Annotated in this window: 16 protein-coding genes and 1 pseudogene; 7 read left to right on the plus strand and 10 right to left on the minus strand. The window is 51.2% G+C overall.

Going from position 1 to position 17131, the window contains the following annotated elements:
- The first annotated feature begins 122 nt into the window (after nt 1-122).
- On the plus strand, nt 123-1178 hold the full coding sequence (locus IG82_RS0100355; protein ID WP_156095268.1) for a hypothetical protein: 1056 nt from the start codon (nt 123-125) through the stop codon (nt 1176-1178).
- Nucleotides 1179-1592: 414 nt separating this feature from the next.
- Here the strand turns inward: IG82_RS0100355 and IG82_RS0100365 are convergent, their stop codons facing one another.
- Nucleotides 1593-2288, minus strand: a complete 696-nt coding sequence (locus tag IG82_RS0100365; protein ID WP_031933729.1) for a hypothetical protein — start codon at nt 2286-2288, stop codon at nt 1593-1595.
- A 322-nt stretch (nt 2289-2610) separates the two neighbouring features.
- On the opposite strand from IG82_RS0100365, the gene recR reads away from it, so the two are divergent.
- Nucleotides 2611-3210 (plus strand): recombination mediator RecR, encoded by a 600-nt coding sequence (gene recR / locus IG82_RS0100375; protein ID WP_031933730.1) that lies wholly within the window; start codon nt 2611-2613, stop codon nt 3208-3210.
- A 151-nt stretch (nt 3211-3361) separates the two neighbouring features.
- Nucleotides 3362-4318: a peptidylprolyl isomerase gene (locus tag IG82_RS0100380; protein ID WP_168338578.1), complete on the plus strand. Its 957-nt coding sequence runs from the start codon at nt 3362-3364 to the stop codon at nt 4316-4318.
- Nucleotides 4319-4664: 346 nt separating this feature from the next.
- On the opposite strand, the gene IG82_RS06540 is transcribed toward IG82_RS0100380, so the two are convergent.
- From IG82_RS06540 to IG82_RS0100405, 3 genes are all read right to left on the minus strand, one after another.
- Entirely contained in the window at nt 4665-5744 is a 1080-nt protein-coding gene (locus IG82_RS06540; RefSeq protein ID WP_156095270.1) for a N5-glutamine methyltransferase family protein, read from the minus strand.
- A gap of 12 nt (nt 5745-5756) precedes the next feature.
- Nucleotides 5757-6864, minus strand: a protein-coding gene (gene prfB / locus IG82_RS0100400; RefSeq protein WP_216476111.1) for a peptide chain release factor 2 whose coding sequence is annotated in 2 segments (ribosomal slippage) — nt 5757-6800 and nt 6802-6864 — 1107 coding nt in all. Because the reading frame shifts where the segments join, the coding sequence is not laid out codon by codon here.
- A 14-nt stretch (nt 6865-6878) separates the two neighbouring features.
- Complete coding sequence (locus IG82_RS0100405; RefSeq protein ID WP_031933733.1) at nt 6879-7475, minus strand: superoxide dismutase; 597 nt, start codon at nt 7473-7475, stop codon at nt 6879-6881.
- Nucleotides 7476-7619: 144 nt separating this feature from the next.
- On the opposite strand from IG82_RS0100405, the gene IG82_RS0100410 reads away from it, so the two are divergent.
- From IG82_RS0100410 to IG82_RS0100425, 3 genes are all read left to right on the plus strand, one after another.
- Nucleotides 7620-8060 (plus strand): rubrerythrin family protein, encoded by a 441-nt coding sequence (locus IG82_RS0100410; protein ID WP_031933734.1) that lies wholly within the window; start codon nt 7620-7622, stop codon nt 8058-8060.
- Nucleotides 8061-8172: 112 nt separating this feature from the next.
- Entirely contained in the window at nt 8173-9261 is a 1089-nt protein-coding gene (gene yejB / locus IG82_RS0100420) for a microcin C ABC transporter permease YejB (protein WP_031933735.1), read from the plus strand.
- Nucleotides 9261-10274: an ABC transporter permease gene (locus IG82_RS0100425; RefSeq protein WP_031933736.1), complete on the plus strand. Its 1014-nt coding sequence runs from the start codon at nt 9261-9263 to the stop codon at nt 10272-10274. The genes yejB and IG82_RS0100425 overlap by 1 nt, the downstream gene beginning before the upstream one ends.
- A 24-nt stretch (nt 10275-10298) precedes the next feature.
- Here the strand turns inward: IG82_RS0100425 and IG82_RS07370 are convergent.
- The 6 genes and pseudogenes from IG82_RS07370 to rbfA all read right to left on the minus strand — a co-directional run.
- On the minus strand, nt 10299-11028 hold a 730-nt coding region (locus tag IG82_RS07370; RefSeq protein ID WP_408605310.1), incomplete at its 5' end, for a metal ABC transporter solute-binding protein, Zn/Mn family.
- A 1-nt stretch (nt 11029) separates the two neighbouring features.
- Nucleotides 11030-12080: pseudogene (locus IG82_RS07375) on the minus strand (metal ABC transporter permease); the annotation flags it as partial.
- Entirely contained in the window at nt 12059-12793 is a 735-nt protein-coding gene (locus IG82_RS0100435; RefSeq protein ID WP_052545530.1) for a metal ABC transporter ATP-binding protein, read from the minus strand. The pseudogene IG82_RS07375 and the gene IG82_RS0100435, both read right to left, overlap by 22 nt.
- Nucleotides 12794-13585: 792 nt before the next feature.
- Complete coding sequence (rpsU, locus tag IG82_RS0100450) at nt 13586-13792, minus strand: 30S ribosomal protein S21 (protein ID WP_031933740.1); 207 nt, start codon at nt 13790-13792, stop codon at nt 13586-13588.
- 76 nt (nt 13793-13868) lie between these two features.
- The gene (locus IG82_RS0100455) at nt 13869-15119 is read right to left on the minus strand and encodes a lipoprotein-releasing ABC transporter permease subunit (protein WP_031933741.1); all 1251 of its coding nucleotides are present in this window, start codon (nt 15117-15119) and stop codon (nt 13869-13871) included.
- Complete coding sequence (gene rbfA, locus IG82_RS0100460) at nt 15104-15499, minus strand: 30S ribosome-binding factor RbfA (protein ID WP_052545533.1); 396 nt, start codon at nt 15497-15499, stop codon at nt 15104-15106. Before rbfA ends, IG82_RS0100455 begins: the two co-directional genes overlap by 16 nt.
- Nucleotides 15500-15607: 108 nt before the next feature.
- On the opposite strand from rbfA, the gene gltX reads away from it, so the two are divergent.
- Nucleotides 15608-17074: a glutamate--tRNA ligase gene (gltX, locus tag IG82_RS0100465; protein WP_216476112.1), complete on the plus strand. Its 1467-nt coding sequence runs from the start codon at nt 15608-15610 to the stop codon at nt 17072-17074.
- The last annotated feature ends 57 nt before the right edge of the window (nt 17075-17131 follow it).

Here is a 17131-nt window from a genome sequence, read left to right on the forward strand (position 1 = left end):
AAAATACCTTGAATTTATAAATGATTTTTTGTAAGTTAGCTGTGTTGTTGGCAGAAAATGCAGTGTATGTCTCGTATTTTTTAGCTTTCTTTTCTGTGAATTAAGGGTGTGAAGTTTTATTTTTGTCTGCATTGTTTAATATGTCTTTACGGATGTTTTTTATCTTGAAGGATTACTCTATGCTCAAAATGTCTCCTCTTCTGTGTGGATTCTTAACCGCGGCTGTGGTGGGTTCGTGTTTTGCGGATGGGTCTTACCTTAGGGAAGATGGGCCTACCTCTTTGCCCACACCAACGTTGTCGAAGTATGATGAAGGCCATGCAAAAGCCTTATCGCATTATGATGGCCGTCGCATTATCGATCTTACATCTCGAGATTCTCAAGAAGCTTTGTGGGCTCTTAAAGCGCAGGGTGGAACCTATGACATTAACTTGGCTGATGGTACGCGCATGCAGGGTGTGGTTGGCAGCCCCGTGTTGCCCCAAGATGTGGAAGCCATGCGGTCGGAAGCATCGCTGTCATCATCACGCACGTCGTTAGTGTCCTCTCTTGTGCAGGCTATGTCTGATGAAGAGACGGAAGGGACACGTTCCTCCTCCTCTCTGACCTCGTTAGTGCCCGGAGGCACTGTGGATGAGACACCTCAATCCTTTTTCCAAACGGTGCGGGCACGGACAAGCCAAGCTGTGGACACCGTGAGCCAGGGCGCGCAAACCCTTCGTCGCAAGGTGCGTGAAGCTTTGGATAGTGAGGCCTGGGCCACAACAAAGCATGTGTCAAAGCAAGGAGGCAATGTGCTTATGCACGGTGTGTGTTTAACTGGCTCTTTACTTGCAGATGTGGGTGTTGAGTGGAGCAAAGGTTTGATGAACCTTGCGCGCAACACCAAGGATGCTTTTGTGCACAGCCAGATAGGGTTACCCATGTTTATGCAGGGGCAAGATTGGGTGGGGCCGGCCTTTCCCTTTTCACCTCTGGCTGAAGACGCCTCTTTTGGCGACAAGCTTGAGCGCGGTGCCCAAAGGACTCTTGTGGGTATGGGGGTGTCCGTGTTGAATATGGGTGTGTTTGGCGTGGATGCGTTGTATGGCCTTGGTAGAGGTGGATGGCAGATGATGAAAAATGCGCATGATGCCTTTAAGAAGGACGTGTGGGCGACGCCTAGGGTTTTTCACTAAAAGCGCGTTTACTGCAAAGACGTCTTAAAGTTTTGCCATTGACGTATTGCCGCTGAAGTCTGTGTGCGAATCTTTCTGCAAAATAAGGTGTGCTTGCGTGTGGACTTTGCCACGCATGGGGGGTGTCCCGCGCGGGCATTTGACCTTGGCCGTTAAGGCTAATCCGTGGGTGAGATGTGGGCGTGCGAGGATCTTGCCTTTGCTCATGCCCTGCCGTTGTTGTCTCTCTGGGTGGATCGGGGAAGGTCTTTCTGTTTTAGGCTCTCCGCGCTGCGGAAAAAGCGTTGCCCCTTTGTTCTTAGCTGCGCGCCATCGTTAGCCCGAAAAGCGGAGTGTTTATTTTGTGCCCTCGTGACTCTTTTCGTTCTCTGTCGCTTTCCGTCTCTTCACGCATTTTATTTTTTTGCCTGAGTTTCAGTTTGTTTGCGCCTGCATACAGAGCCTGTGGTTGTTAAGTGTTTTGCCAGGATCATCGGGCGTCCAGGCACTAGATTCGTCCAAAAGCTTGGCAAGGGCTGAATTGAGGTCTTTCATATTTTTTTCGTGCTGGCAGTCACCAAAATAGCGGTTGAGCTGCTCGAGTGAAAGCCCACCTATTTCCCACAGCGAAATGAAGGAATAGTCATTATAACATTTGACGTAAAGGTCATTGAGATGGTCCAGCACAGCCTCATAGTCTTCTGTATCATACGTTTTTTCTGGGGGCAGGGCCACAGACTGTTCTTGCGGCTCTCTGGCAGAATCGCACGTATCTCTCTTTCTTTTCCTACGCACCTCGTTCATGTGCTTGATAAAAAATAACAAGGCTTTTCTTTGGATCGACATCATGCTCAGTGCTCTTGAAAGCAAGGTATTCACAAGAGGTCTTTGAGAGATAAAAGCAGCATCTGTGCTATCTTGCCTCGCGCAATTGGGGCAAAACTGATATCCAAATACGTCGTTCAGTCTGACACTTTCTTGCTGGCCCTGGCTCACACCAACTTCTCTTTCCTCAATATCTTCTTGAATTCCCTTTGCATCGGGTGCGGGAGTTCCAGATGTGCGTGTGGTAAACAACAAGGATGTGGGTTCGCCTGTCTCCAAAGCGTCAGCATGAGAAGGAGTGTTCATAGAGACACCTATTTTGGATTCCTCCTGAAACGGTCAATAGCATGATCATGATGTGCCAAAACATAGAGTGAAAACAATGATAAAACAGCATAATGCGTCTCCAAAGGTGAATGGCTTAATCATACAAAAAATATCTTATTTAGTCAAATTTTAAATATCTTAAGTTTGGTGCGCATGTGCATAAAACGAAGGGCATCAGAAAGAAAGGCATGTGTCAGTACGTTATGGTGGGCGTTAAGCTTATATGACGCAGAAAGGGTCACGACAAGCAGGTTAAAGTGCGTTATGCTGAGGGCAAAGTTGTGGGGGGAACCAAGGATCTATGGCATCGCCTATTCTTATGCAAATGATTCAACGTCTGGGGCGCTTGCCGGGCCTGGGGCCGCGTTCGGGCCGGCGCGCGGCGCTTTTTTTGCTTAAAAATCGCGAACGCCTCTTAGGGCCGTTGATTCAATCCATGGAAAAGGCCATGGAAAAGGTTCACCCCTGTTCTGTGTGTGGCTATTTGGATGAGCAGTCGCCATGCTATTTGTGCCGAGACACACGGCGCGATGCTTCCTTGCTGTGTGTGGTCAGCGATGTCAGTGATGTGTGGGCTCTTGAAAAAATGAAAAGTTTCCAAGGGGTCTATCATGTGTTGGGCGGCAATCTTTCGGTTCTCGATGGAGTGGGGCCTAAGCATTTGCGTATGAAAAGCTTACTTGCGCGCCTTCAAAGCGGTGTGATTCAAGAGGTGATTTTGGCCTTGAGCCCCACCGTTGAGGGCAGTGCCACCACACATTTTGTGACCCAAGAAATCGAAAAAGCTGGTTTAACACCTCATGTTACCATGCTGGCCCGGGGTGTGCCTTTGGGCGGCGAGCTTGACTTTTTAGATGAAGGCACCTTGGGGGAAGCCTTTCGTGGGCGTAAGCGTTTCTAGCGCTGTGGGCGTCCTTGAAGGTGATCTTCTTTGGGCCGGCGCGGCCTTTTGGTGAAAATCCATCCACTTGTTGACGTTCACGCGCGCAAAAACCAGAAAACGCTTGATGCCTCTTGCGATTGGGTTGATTTTGTGTTTCCCTAAAGGGGATATGCACACGTGGGGTTTATGGAGTCAATCAATGGGTGGTCGTTTCTTTATTTTGGCGCTGGGTCTATTATTTGCGGGCAATATATACGCTGCAGATCCTAAGTTGCCGGCACAGCCTAAGGTGAAAGAGGCTGCGCGCATTGGCGATAAGGTCGTTACACAAGAGGAGATTTTGCTCCAAATGCGCAGAGATTTGGGTGAACCCATTATGGATTTGCGTAAAAGCAACCCGGCTCAGTTTGCGCAGTATTACAAGCTCTATCGTGACCAAATTGTGGGTATGCGCCTTTTGTCTGATGAGGCTGTGAAGCACGAAGCTTTGATTTTGGAAGATCCCAAAGTTAAGGATCAACTCGAGCAAATGCGTCGCAGCTTTTTGACCAATGCGTTTGTGAGCCAATATATAGAAAAACGGATTACGCCCGCCAGCTTGCAGGAAGCCTTTAATAAGCATCCTCAAGAAATGGTGTCTCTCTCTCGCATTGTGCTCAATGATGAAAAAACAGCTAAGTCTGTGATTTTGGCCCTCAAGACACGTTCTTTTGCGGATCTTGCAGGCCAGTATTCCAAAGACACTAAAGCCAACAAAGATGGTTCTACAGAGCCTATGTTGATGGCCAGGCTTGATGGTAAGTTGCGGGCCCATGTCGCTGGATTGAAGCCAGGAGGGCACTCTATGCAACCATTGGAGTTGGGTGGCAAATGGTTTGTTATCAAATTGGATAAGAAGTTTAAAGCTAATTTTGAGCAAGCGCGTCCTGTGTTGAGAGATTTTGTGGCCATGAAAGAGCTTCAAACACTCATGGCATCATTGCGCACCAAAGAGGACGTCAAGCTGTTCGACTTAGACGGTAATGAAACCAAAGATTCCTTGTTGTCACCTGCGGGCGCTGCATCACCAGCGCCCGCGAAGGCGGCTGGGGGCACCGCAGCAGGGAAACCGGCAGCGGCTGCCTAACAAACGAGCGCGCAAGCATTCGTTGTCTTTTTGGGATGGAAGGCGTGAGGATCTGATGGTCTTCACGCCTTTTTTGTTTCATAGGCGCCTTTGCTGTGTGCGGTTTTGTTTAAAGTTTGACGCTGTGTTGCATTTTGCTTGATGCGATTCAATGGTGTGTGGAGTGCATTCGCCATGCTGATCTTAGCAGGGTTGCGTTTAACGAGATTGATATGCCAATCTTCGCTGTGGATCCAGGTCTGCGCGTTCTTGTAGCTGCGTGCTTGTCGTTGCGTTTTGCGGCTGTGTTTTTATGGTTAGGCCGCTTGGTGGCGATTCTGCTTGTTGGCCTCGTTATCCCTGGATTCTATCGCGAGGTGTGTGTGATCACCCTGTGGGCAAAAGGCCTAATTGCTTGGCGGCACACCACAATACGGTCGTGTCCGGATGCATCTTTGTATACGTCTTGGGTTTTGAAATAGCGTGACGACAGGGCAAGCACGGGCTCTTTTTGGTCCCATCCTATCTCCAGAATCAGCGCGCCCTGGGGCGCCAAAAAGGATGCGGCGCGCGGGATGATGGCGCGATAGGCATCCAGCCCATCATATCCTCCATCAAGGGCCTGGTGGGGATCAAAATGGCTCACGGACCTGGGAAGCGTGGGGATGACGTCTGTTTGAATATAGGGCGGGTTGGCCACCATGCAGTCAAACCAAGGGGCATCGTTTGGGGCGCGTGGGGGCGTTGTCGGTTTTTGCCCCCCTAACCAAGCAGTTTTTGGGGGGACGTCAGTGCTTGTTTCTCTGTTGCTTCCCCCTTTGTTGGCGTGGGTGTTAGTTAAGCCGGCAGGGTATGTGGGAACGTGGGGCTGAGGCGGGGTGAGGGCAGAAAACCAGCTGCCTCGATAGAGCTGAAGGCGGTCATGCACCCCAAGGCGGCCTGCATTAAGCCACGTCACATCCAGGGCATGCTGACAATCATCTGTGCCCACGCCTTGGGCTTTGGGATAGTGCGCCAGGAGGCTGAGAAGCACACAGCCGCTGCCCGTGCCGAGCTCCAGCATACGAAGAGGCGTTTGAGCAGGAAACAGGGCCTGCGCCGCTTCGATGATGCCTTCCGTTTCAGGGCGTGGGTCCAAGGTGTGGGGAGTGATCACAAAGGTGTGATTCCAAAATGCCCTTTCCCCCACCTGGCGCGATAGGGGCATACCTTGTTGGTAGGATGCCGCCCAGCGCAAAAAACGGGCGTGATGGGGAAAAGAGGACAGGGGTCTATCTTGCACCGATACATACGTTAGGGGGTCAAGCGCCAGGCTCTCAAGGGCCAGGTGATACACCTCTCGGTGCGCCGTGTCTTCATCGGCGTTGCCTATTGTCACGCTGTGGCGCCGGAGGTGGCACAAAAAATCTCGCAAAGGACGATCGGGAGAGAGATCGGAGAAAGTCATGGTATGCCCTGCCTACGTATCCGCTTTTTTGTTGAGCATGCCCCACAGAAACGGGTCAATATCACCATCGAGCACCCCAAGGGCATTGCCTATCTCCACATCTGTGCGCGTGTCTTTCACCATTTGATAGGGTTGTAACACATAAGAGCGCACCTGATGTCCCCACCCAATGTCTGTTTTCGCGCTGGCGGTGGTGGCCGCTTCTTCCTCTTTTTGGCGCAGCGCAGCTTCATAAAGGCGGGCACGCAGCATGTCCATGGCTTGTGCGCGATTGCGGTGTTGAGAACGATTGTTTTGGCACTGAACCACAATGTTGGTGGGCAGGTGGGTGATGCGGATGGCGCTGTCGGTTTTGTTGACGTGCTGTCCGCCGGCGCCCGAGGCGCGGTAGGTGTCAATGCGCAGATCTTTGTCCTCAATCTCAATATGAATGGTTTGGTCAATTTCGGGATAGACCCACACAGAAGCAAAGCTGGTGTGACGACGGCCCGAACCATCATAGGGCGAAATACGCACAAGGCGATGGACACCGCTTTCTTTTTTAAGCCAGCCATAGACGTTTCGGGCCTGCTCGTGGTTGGCGATGTTGAGGGTGACGGATTTAAAGCCCGCCTCTTCACCGGGGCTGCTTTCAAGGGTGCTGACGCGATAGCCTTTTTTTTCGGCCCAGCGACTGTACATGCGCGCAAGCATCATGGCCCAATCTTGTGCTTCTGTGCCCCCGGCGCCGGCGTGGATTTCGAGAAAACAGGAGTTGGCATCCGCCTCACCAGACAGCATGGCTTCAAGGCGCATGTGCCCTGTTTTTTCCTTAAGCGCCTCAAGTTTATCTGAGGTTTCCTTCACAAGCGCATCGTCTTGCTCTTCTTCGGCCAGGTGCATCCATTGCGTGAGTTCGTCCAACTCTTGAGCAGTGTGGCGAATCGCGGTGATGGCACTGATCAGATGATCACGCTCTTTGAGAAGCTTCTGGGCGTCCTCAGGATTGTCCCAAAGGGAGGGATCTTCCGCCCGGGCATCCAGAGCTTTTTGGCGTTCTAAGGCTTTTTCCCAGTCAAAGATGCCCCCTTAGGATGTGAAGATCCTGTGTAATGTGTTCAATAATCTCAGGTGTACTCATGGGACAAAAACGTATTAAGCCGCGCGCAGATTATCTTCAACAAACGACCAGTTCACGAGGTGCTCAAGAAACGTGGTCACATAATCAGGGCGGCGGTTTTGATAATCAAGATAATAGGCATGTTCCCACACATCACAGGTCAACAACACTTTGTTTTGGGGAATCTCAGCGTTGGCCGAACTTTGAATGGCAAGATTGCCTTGTGCGTCAAGCACAAGCCAGGCCCACCCGCTGCCAAATTGGCCCACGGCTTTTTCTTTAAAGAGGCGCTGAAACGTGTCAAGATCGCCAAAATCCTCTATCAGCTTCTTTTGCAAAGGCCCGTCTTTGGGCATGCCACCGCCTTGAGGGGAGAGGCTATGCCAAAAAAACGTGTGGTTCCAGGTTTGGGCCGCATTATTGAAAATGGCGGTGTGTTCTGGGGCTTGGCGTGTTTGACGAATCACCTCTTCCAGGGAAGCCCTAGCCCACGGCGTGCCCTCCACAAGCGCATTCAGCTTATTAATATAGGCGGCCTGATGTTTCTCATGATGAAACTCAAGGGTTCTTTCGGAAATGTGGGGCGCCAGGGCGTTTTTGGCAAAGGGGAGAGGAGGCAGGGTATGGGTCATGCGGGCAGGCTTTTAGAAGGTGTTTTCGGCCCATCCTAACTTTTTTTCCATTTTTTGTGAAGTTTTATCCGGTCATAATGCTTGGCATGGGGTATGACTTTTTGGTATGACCTATATAACAGTTCTTTCTTCAGGAGCACATACATGGCTGAGTCTAAGCATGGCCTTCACGGCACACAAACCCTTCACAATCTTAAGGAAGCGTTCGCGGGTGAGTCGCAGGCCAATCGCCGCTATCTTTATTTCGCGCAAAAGGCAGATATTGAAGGGCACACGGATGTGGCGGCTGTGTTTCGTTCAACGGCAGAAGGGGAAACTGGTCATGCCCACGGTCACTTGGAATATTTGGAAGAGGTGGGTGACCCTGTGACCGATGTGCCCATTGGCTCCACAGAAGAAAATTTGAAATCGGCCATTTTTGGTGAGACCCATGAATATACCGACATGTATCCTGGCATGGCGCGCACCGCCCGTGAAGAAGGGTTTGAAGAGATTGCCGATTGGTTCGAAACCCTGGCCAGGGCTGAAAAATCCCATGCAGGGCGTTTTGAGCGTGCCTTGGAAGGGTTGAAAAAAGCTTCTTGATCCTTGCGTGTCATCAAGGGGTCATAGAAAAGGGCTTGACTTTCTCGTGGCCCTGCTCTTATAAAAGCGTCGCTGGTTTTTTCGCAAACAAGCCAAAGGTGAGGAGCGTGCTGTGAGGGGCTATTTTTTAAAACGCGTGCTTTTGGCCGTGCCCACGCTTTTGGGCATTTTGTTTCTCAACTTTTTGCTGATTCAGTGGGCGCCTGGCGGCCCTGTAGAACAGATGGTGGCCCAGCTTCAAGGACTTTCAGGTGATGGCACGTCTGGCCTTTCAGGGGCTGAGCAAAGTGACATGACCTCCTTTGCAGAGGATCATCATCTTTATCGCGGCGGGTCTGGGCTGGATCCGCAGATTATCCGTGACATTGAAAAAATGTATGGGTTTGATAAGCCCTTTTGGACCCGTTTTCTCCTGATGATCAAAAAGTATCTCACAGGGGATCTGGGGGTCAGCTATTTCAAGGGGCGTTCGGTGGCGTCGTTGATTATGGAAAAACTCCCCGTTTCCATCAGCCTGGGGCTGTGGAGCACCTTGCTGGTGTATAGCCTTTCCATCGTCTTAGGGGTGGCCAAAGCGCGCGCACACAAAACAACGTTTGATGTGGTGACCAGTTTTGTGGTGATTATTGGTTATGCGGTGCCGGGCTTTTTGTTTGGTGTGTTGCTGGTTCTTCTTTTTGCAGGGGGCAGCTTTTGGTCATGGTTTCCGCTGCGTGGGTTGACGTCACCTGACTTTGAAACCCTTTCCCTGTGGGGTAAGGTGTGTGATTATTTTTGGCATATGGCTTTGCCTTTATTAACTCAGGTGTTAAGCGGTTTTGCTTCGCTCACGTTTCTTACCAAAAATGCCTTTTTAGAAGAAATGAACAAACCTTACGTGTTAACAGCCTATGCTAAAGGACTGTCCGCGCGGCAGGTTCTTTTTGGGCATGTGTTTCGCAATGCCTGCTTGGTGCTGTTGGTGGGGTTTCCTCAGGCATTTCTCCATCTGTTTTTCACAGGTGCGTTTTTAGTGGAGATTATTTTCTCACTGGATGGGCTCGGCCTGTTGGGATTCACGGCCGCCATCACCCGTGATTATCCGGTGATTTTTGGCACCCTTTATGTGTTTACGCTGCTCAGCCTGTTGCTCCATATTGTGGGCGACTTTTTGTATATGAAGGTAGATCCCCGTGTGCATTTTGAAAAAAGGAGGCGCTGATGTCCCCGCTTCTGGAAAGGCGTGTTCGTGCGTTTCGCGCGCATCGGCGTGGGTGGATCAGTTTTCAGCTGTTGGTGGGTGTGTTTTTGCTTTCTTTGGCGGCGCCGTGGCTGTGCAATGACGTGCCTTATGTGGTGCGTGTGGAGGGCAAGACCTATTGGCCCATTGTGAAAGAATATCCAGAGCGATGTTTTGGTGGCACCCTCGATGGGCCTGCTGATTTTAAGGACCCGCTGATCCTGGATTTTATCAAAGAGCACCAGGGGTGGATGCTTTGGCCGCCGGTTCCTTATAGCGGCACGTCTGTCAACCTTGCGCGCATAGCACCTGCGCCGCCGTCTTGGGACAACTGGTGGGGTACAGACGATCAAGGTCGGGATGTGTTGGCGCGCTTTGTTTACGGCTTGCGGGTCTCGTTGATTTTTGGATTTTTGCTCACACTGATGAGTTTGGTGCTGGGTGTGGTGATGGGGGCTGTTCAAGGTTATTTCGGTGGGCTAGTGGACCTCATTGGCCAGCGTTTTCAAGAGCTGTGGACCAGTTTGCCCATCTTGTTCATCTTGATCATCCTCTCAAGTTTTGTGCAGCCCAATTTAACGTGGCTGTTGGTGATTATGCTTCTTTTTTCATGGATGGGGCTTGCTTCGTTGGTGCGGGCGGAGTTTTTGCGTGCGCGCAATCATGACTATGCCAAGGCTGCCGTTGTGTTGGGTGTGTCGCCGGTGCGCATTATGTGGAAGCACATGTTGCCCAATGCCATGGTGGCCACCATCACGTTTTTACCTTTTTTGCTTAATCACAGCATTTCTGTGCTCACCTCGCTTGATTTTTTGGGCTTTGGTTTGCCGTTAGGCACCCCGTCTTTGGGTGAACTGTTGAGTCAAGCAAAGAACAATCTTTATGCGCCATGGCTGGGGGTGACCGCGTTTGGCGGCATCTCTTTTGTGCTGGTGTTGGTGGCGTTTATTGGAGAAGGGCTGCGTGATGCCACCGATGCACACACGAACGTCTAGCCCCAAAACACACCATAGCCAAGGTCAGTGTAACCCCTGTTGTGCCTGTGTTTTTTCAAGAGGCGCTAACAGGGTGGTGACATTATGTTTCATGAGGGCAATATAATCAGCCGCCGGCCCGTCGGGGGGGGAGAGCGCGTCTGAATAAAGGGTGCCGCCGATGGTGATGCCTGTTTCTTGAGACAGGGCGTTCATGATTTTTGGTGACACCATATTTTCAAAAAAAATACCACGAATATGGCGCCGTTTGATTTCTTCGATCAAGAGCGCTATTTTTTGCGCAGAAGGTTCATCGTCAGTGGAGATGCCCAGCGGGGATAGGAAGGAAAAACCGTAAGCCTTAGCAAAATAGCCAAAGGCATCGTGGGTGGTGAGGGCGCATCGTTTTTCTGGCGGCAGGGCGTGGATGCGCGTGCGCACCCACCGGTTAAGTTCTTTAAGTTTTTGATCGAAGAGCCGCGCCCGAAAGCGAAAGATGGGCGCCATGTGCGGCCACGTTTTACACAAAGCCTCCACAATCACGGTTACATAGCTTCTTACATTATTAATATTGTGCCAGGCATGAGGGTCAGGAATTTTCTGAGAGATATCGTCAAAGAAAAGGGGTGAACACCCCTGTGAAGCAATCACAAGAGAGGAGGGTGGGCGCTCTTTAAGAAACCGTTCCATCCAATGATTTTCAAGGTTCAAACCATTGATGATGACAAGACGAGCTTGGGTTAACTCAAGAATATCTTGCGGAGATGGCTCAAAGNTGTGCGGGTCTTGGTTGGGGCCGGCCAGGCTTTTGATGCGCAATTGGTGGCCACAAATCTGATACACCAGGTCTTTGAGAATGGTAAAACTGACCACAATATGCGGCGGCTTGGGTGCAGAGACCGGGGCATGAAACACAAAAGGCAGCGCGGCAAGCAACAGGGCCACACACCCCACATAACGAAGCTTGAGACCGGTTACATACAAAAGAAGGCTGAGGGCATAAAAAGCCACACTGACCAAAATGATGAGCGGGCCCGCAGGAAACCCGGTGTGGTAGGAAATCAAAAGCCCTGCCAGGCTGGCGAGAAACGCAAAGATCGTGGAAAGTGCGCACAGTGTCCAAATTTGTTTAGCCCACAACCGCGCCGTGATGGCAGGCAAGAGCAACAGGCCCAGCGCCATCAAAGAGCCCAAGGCCTGAAAAGCGCACACCATATTCAAGGTGACGATGACAAGAAACCCTTGGTCTAACCATCCACTGCGGGGGTAGGTCATCCGAAAAAATTGGGGATCAAACGCCTGCAGCACCAGGGGGCGATAGAATAAAGCCAGCGCGATGAGGGTAAAGCTGCCCACCCCCATCAGCCAAAATAGGTGCGATTTGGACAGCACAAGAATGTTACCCACCAAAATGTGCATCACATCGGTATAGCTACCAAAGGCTGAAAGAATAAAGAGACCCGATGCCATAGAAAACAACACAAGGGCGGCAAAGGTGCTGTCTTTGGGCAACATGGTTTTTTGTGTAATCCAATGTGCCATCAGGGCCAGCGCCACACCTGTGAAGGCTCCGGCGATACTGAGGGGCAGCACCTGAAATCCAAAACATAAAAATGCCAGCGCCACACCGGGAAAAAGACCGTGAGATAAAGCATCAGCAATCAAGCTCATGCGCCTGAGTACAAGAAAGCCACCCACAGCGCCACACCCAAGTGCCAGCGCGGCGCACCCCAAAAGCGCTTTGAGCATAAACGCATGCACAAAAAAGGGTTCAAGCATATAGGTGTATAAAAGGGTGGCGTAGGCTAGCAAGGACAAAAGCTCCATTCATGGGATTTTTGATAGGCCTTTGCCAGATTGGCCTCGGTGAGCGTGGTGGCCGTGGGTCCCCACTGAGAAAACGATCTGGCCAACAGCAGCGTGTGGGGAAAAAGCTTTTTGACATGCTCAAGATTATGCATGGCCACTATCAGGGTGTGTCCTTGCTTGTGCCATTGTTGGATCAGTGCCAACAAGACAGATATGGTGGCTTCATCCACCCCGGTAAAGGGTTCATCAAGCAGCAAAAGCGTGCCTTGTTGCACCATCATGCGGGCAAATAAGACCCGCTGGAACTGTCCGCCCGACAGGTTCATAATGGGGGTGAGGGCATAAGCGGTAAGCCCCACAGCCTCAAGCGCTTGCATAATGGCCTGATGATGTGGGGGTCTGAGCCCATGCCAAAAAGGAAGCTGTGGCCACAGCCCCGAACCCACCACATCACGCACAAGCAGGGGAAAATCTCTTTTCATGCGACACAGCTGGGGCAAATAGACGCACTGCTCGTGGGGAGAGAGGTGAAAGGCCCCCTCACAAGGGGCTTGAGATTGGGCAATGGCATCAAGAAGGGTGGATTTACCGCTGCCATTCGGTCCCACCAAGGCCACAAGGCTTCCTCGCGGCACAGAAAGGGAAAGGCCCGAGACAATCACATGATTGTGACGCTTGAAAGAGGCATGGTGGGCGGTGAATGCAAAAGAGTCAGAAGAGGCAGGCGTCACAACAACATACTTTTACAAGAAGCTATAGCCCCGCCAACAAAAAACACCCCCACAGAGGCACCAAAAAAACCAACACGCCGGCCAGACGTTTCCACACGCCCCACTCAGCAAATTTTTCCCCGCGCATGTTTCACCCCATTTGCGTTTAAGAATCATTCTCATTTGTCGTCAGTATGCCCGCCAATCCTTAACAATGAATGTGACTGACTCCTTACTCCTTCATTATTGTGCATGCCAAACGCCGAATCAAGCATAAAAGGATAAAGTTTTTTCGGGGCTTTTGTGGGTGTGCATTCTCGCAGGGTCCTGGCTTTGTGTGGTTTGCGTATGGCCTCGTGTTTTGGATAGACGAGGACGCAGGACGCCTTGAGCACCTCGTGCATGGGTCATGGGTTGAAGATAACCTGCGTGTGGTTTAATAAAAAGAAGCAAAGGAAAAGCTTGCTTTGCAAGGTGTGCCGTCCCTTGGCAAACGAAGCATCGCTCGCAAGAGCTGCAACGCGCTCATGCCCACTGTTAGGGGCTAAAAAATAGATCTGGCGTGTGATTTTATATGTCAGTCAAGAAAGGGCGGCAGGCTTATTCGAAAACCGATCTTTTTCCTTAAGAACAGGACGTCCACAATGCAATCCACCCGTACGCAGAGCACAAGGCCTGACAACACCAGCCAAAGCCTCTTTCTTCCAAAGAAGAATCTTCAGGGGGGAATATCACACGAACGGCCTGAACAACATCTCTAAGCAAGGAACGTTCCCAAAAGGGGGTCTCAAACAGGGGTGCGTCAGGCCTTTCTTAATAGCCGTAGCGCTCAATGCGTTTGCGGTTAAGCTTTCTCACGCGGCGCATAGATTCTTCGCTTTCACGGAGTCTTTTCTGGGAGGCTTTTTCATGATAGCGCCGAAGGCGCATCCTGCGGAAAAATCCGTCATTTTGAAGCCCCTTTTTCAACATGCGTAATGCACGTTCGATATCATTATCTCTCACAACGACCTGAACCAAAAAAGATCTCCTTATGCGCAGTGTGTCATGGGGGCATCCTATCAATTTTTATAAGATTTCGCAAGGTGCCTGGCGATTATTCGCTAAAACGTAGGGCTTTTTGTGGTGTCAGGCGCGCCGCACGTACAGCCGGATAGAGCGAAGACAGAAGCGTCAAGCTCAGTGCCACCCCCGCCACCCAGATCACTTCATAAAGATCGACCTTCGAGGGCAGTTGGGAGAGAAAATAAAACTCGGCCGGAAACAAAGAAGACCCTGTCAACGATTCCATGACGCGGCGAATGGGCTCCATATGATAGGCAATGACCAGCCCCAACCCCATGCCGCACATTGTGCCAAGCGTGCCTATGGCCATGCCCACCATCAAGAACAGGCGGCAAACCATGCCTTGTGAAGCGCCCATCGAGCGCAAAATGGCAATATCCCGACTTTTTTCTTTCACCAGCATCACAAGGCTGGAAATCACATTAAAAGCGGCCACCAGGATAATGAGGGCAAGGATAATAAACATCACGTTGCGTTCGACTTCCACCACAGAAAAAAAGCTAGCGTTGGCTTCTTGCCAATCCACCACACGCAACCCCAAAGGGCCCAGTGTCATACGCATAGATTGGGTAAGGGTGCGCACATGTTCAGGGTGGTCTACGAAAATCTCAAAGCCTGAGACCGTGCCAGGAGAATCAAAGAATTGTTGCGCTGCGTGCAGCGGCATAAACACAAAAGTTTGGTCATAATCATTCATGCCAAAATCAAAAAGGCCGCCAATGCGAAAGCGCCTAAATTTCGGCAGCCCGCCCAGGGCGGTGGGTGTGATTTGCGGTGAAGCCAGCACCACCTCGTCGCCCAAAGACACGCCCAGGCGCAAGGCAAGTTTTTCACCCAAAAAGAGGGTGTCCCCAAAAAAGTGGTCAATGTGACCTTGTTTAAGGCTGGTGCGAAAGGCAGGGCGCATCAAGAAGGCTTTTTTTTCAAGGCCGCGCACAAGAGCGCCCCGGGCGCGCCCCTCGTTAAGCATCATGGTTTGGCCTTCAATCAAGGCAAAGGCGTGTTTAACGCCAGCCAGCCCTTGGATCAATTGCTGATGATGTTTGTATGCTTTGGCTTGTGGCGATTGCGGATCGATGTAATAAGCACCTACATGACCATTCATGCCTAAGATGCGGGTCATCAGTTCACTTTTAAAGCCATTCATCACAGACATCACCACAATCAAGGTGGCCACGCCCAGCATGATGCCCACAAAGGAAAAGCCGGCCACCACAGAAATAAAGCTGTCTTTGCGCCCCGGCTTCACGTATTTCAAGGCAAGCATCAAGGCTGGGGACATGAGGATGTGTCCTTAGGTTTCTTGATCTGGCTGAGTGTGTCTTGAATGGCTTCTGCGGTGTCAAAGGCCGTGTCTTCCACAAAACGCAAGCGCGGCAAAAACCTCAGATTCACCAGATGTTGAAGATTGTGTTGCAGGCGGGGTGCCTCTTGCTTGAGGTGCGTCAAATAATCATGAGCCTTTGTGTGGTGATCATGAAGCGGCACAAAATAAACCCGCGCATGGCGCAGGTCTGGGCTCATCTGCACTTCGGTCAATGTGATGGTTAAGGTGGTACCGTCTGAGGTTTGGTAATGCATCAAAAGAGACGAGAGGGCTTGTCGCACCTGTTCAGCCACCTGACGCTGTCTTTTGGAAAACCCTTGGCTTTTTGTGGTCATGGTCCCTTGCCAGGCGTTGCTAACGACATACCTTTACTCACCATTCTACACTGACCCTTGTGGGCGCGCAAACAAAAAGTCTGGACGTGACAGCTTTGTCTATGCTGTGTGCTGATTTCAGATCCGCGTCTTTTGCTGACGGTGATTTTCTTTTATAAAAAGAAAGAGGACACGGGAAAGACAACGGCCAGGATCAATCAGTTCATGACAGTACGTACGCGCTTTGCGCCATCACCCACGGGTGCACTTCACTTGGGCGGCGCACGCACCGCTTTGTTTAATTGGCTTTATGCTAAGCATGAAGGGGGCACGTTTTGTGTGCGCATCGAAGACACCGATCAAAAGCGATCTTCACAAGAGGCGCTTGCCTCGATTACACAAGGGTTGTCATGGTTGGGGCTGACGCCGGATGAACCAATGGTTTTTCAATCTCAACAACAAACGCGTCATCAAGAGGTGGCCATGGGGTTATTAGCCGCAGGCCATGCTTATTGGTGTGACATGGATGGCGAGGCGCTTGCCTCTCTTAAGGCCCAGGCGCGTCTTGATGGCCGGGCGCCACTGTACCTGGGGCGTGATACACCTCAACCCCGATCATCTTCTTCGGTGCTGCGGTTTAAAATGCCGCGCACAGGCGAGATTTCTTTTACAGATCAGGTGCATGGCCAGATCCGCGTGAACAATCATCAGCTGGATGATTTGGTGCTGTTGCGGGCGGACGGCTCGCCCACCTATATGCTTTCTGTGGTGGTGGATGATCATGACATGCGCATCTCTCATGTCATTCGAGGCGCCGATCATATCAGCAACACGCCCAAGCAGCTGCATATCTATGAGGCGCTGTCGTGGTCTTGCCCTTCTTTTGCGCATATTCCGCTTATTCATGGCGCAGACGGGGCGAAGCTGTCAAAACGTCATGGCGCGTTGGATGTCAACACCTATAAGGAGGAAGGATTTTTGAAAGAGGCTCTGATCAACGCCCTCTTGCGTCTGGGGTGGGGGCACAAAGATCAAGAAATTTTTTCTCTTCATGAGGCTGTAGCTCTTTTTTCGCTTGCCCATGTGGGGGCATCGCCGGCGCGGTTTGATCCAGGAAAATTGGCCTCACTCAATGCCCACTATCTCAAAGCGTTATCGCCTGAGGCATTGATGGAGGCCTGTGTGCCCTTTTTGAGCGTGCCTCCTGCCTCGCCTCTTGTGAGCGATCGTCTGATGAAGGGGTTGCCTGCCTTGGCTGTGCGCGCCCATACGCTGAAAGATTTGGCTGAAAGTGCCCATTTTTATACCCACGAAGGCCCATTTTCTGTCGATGCACATGCGCTGCCTGAGGCCTTTGTGCGCCACCTGCCACGTTATGTAGACCAGCTTATACAACAGGATGTGTGGACGGCAGCATCCCTTGAGTCTTTAACGCGCAGCTTTGCAGAGGAACATGATCTGAAATTGGTGACGATGGCCCAGCCCTTGCGGCTGTTGATAACGGGGCGATCGGTGTCTCCGCCGTTGTTTGAAGTGATGTCGATTGTGGGAAAAAAGGCCTGCCTTGCGCGTCTGGCATATTCCCAAAAGGGTTAGCGGCATTTCCTATGCCTAGAAAGGTGTGTTACACGATTTCTCTGCGGTTGAGGGGGG

The sequence above is a fragment of the Candidatus Hepatobacter penaei genome (assembly GCF_000742475.1).
Taxonomy (GTDB): domain Bacteria; phylum Pseudomonadota; class Alphaproteobacteria; order Holosporales; family Hepatobacteraceae; genus Hepatobacter; species Hepatobacter penaei.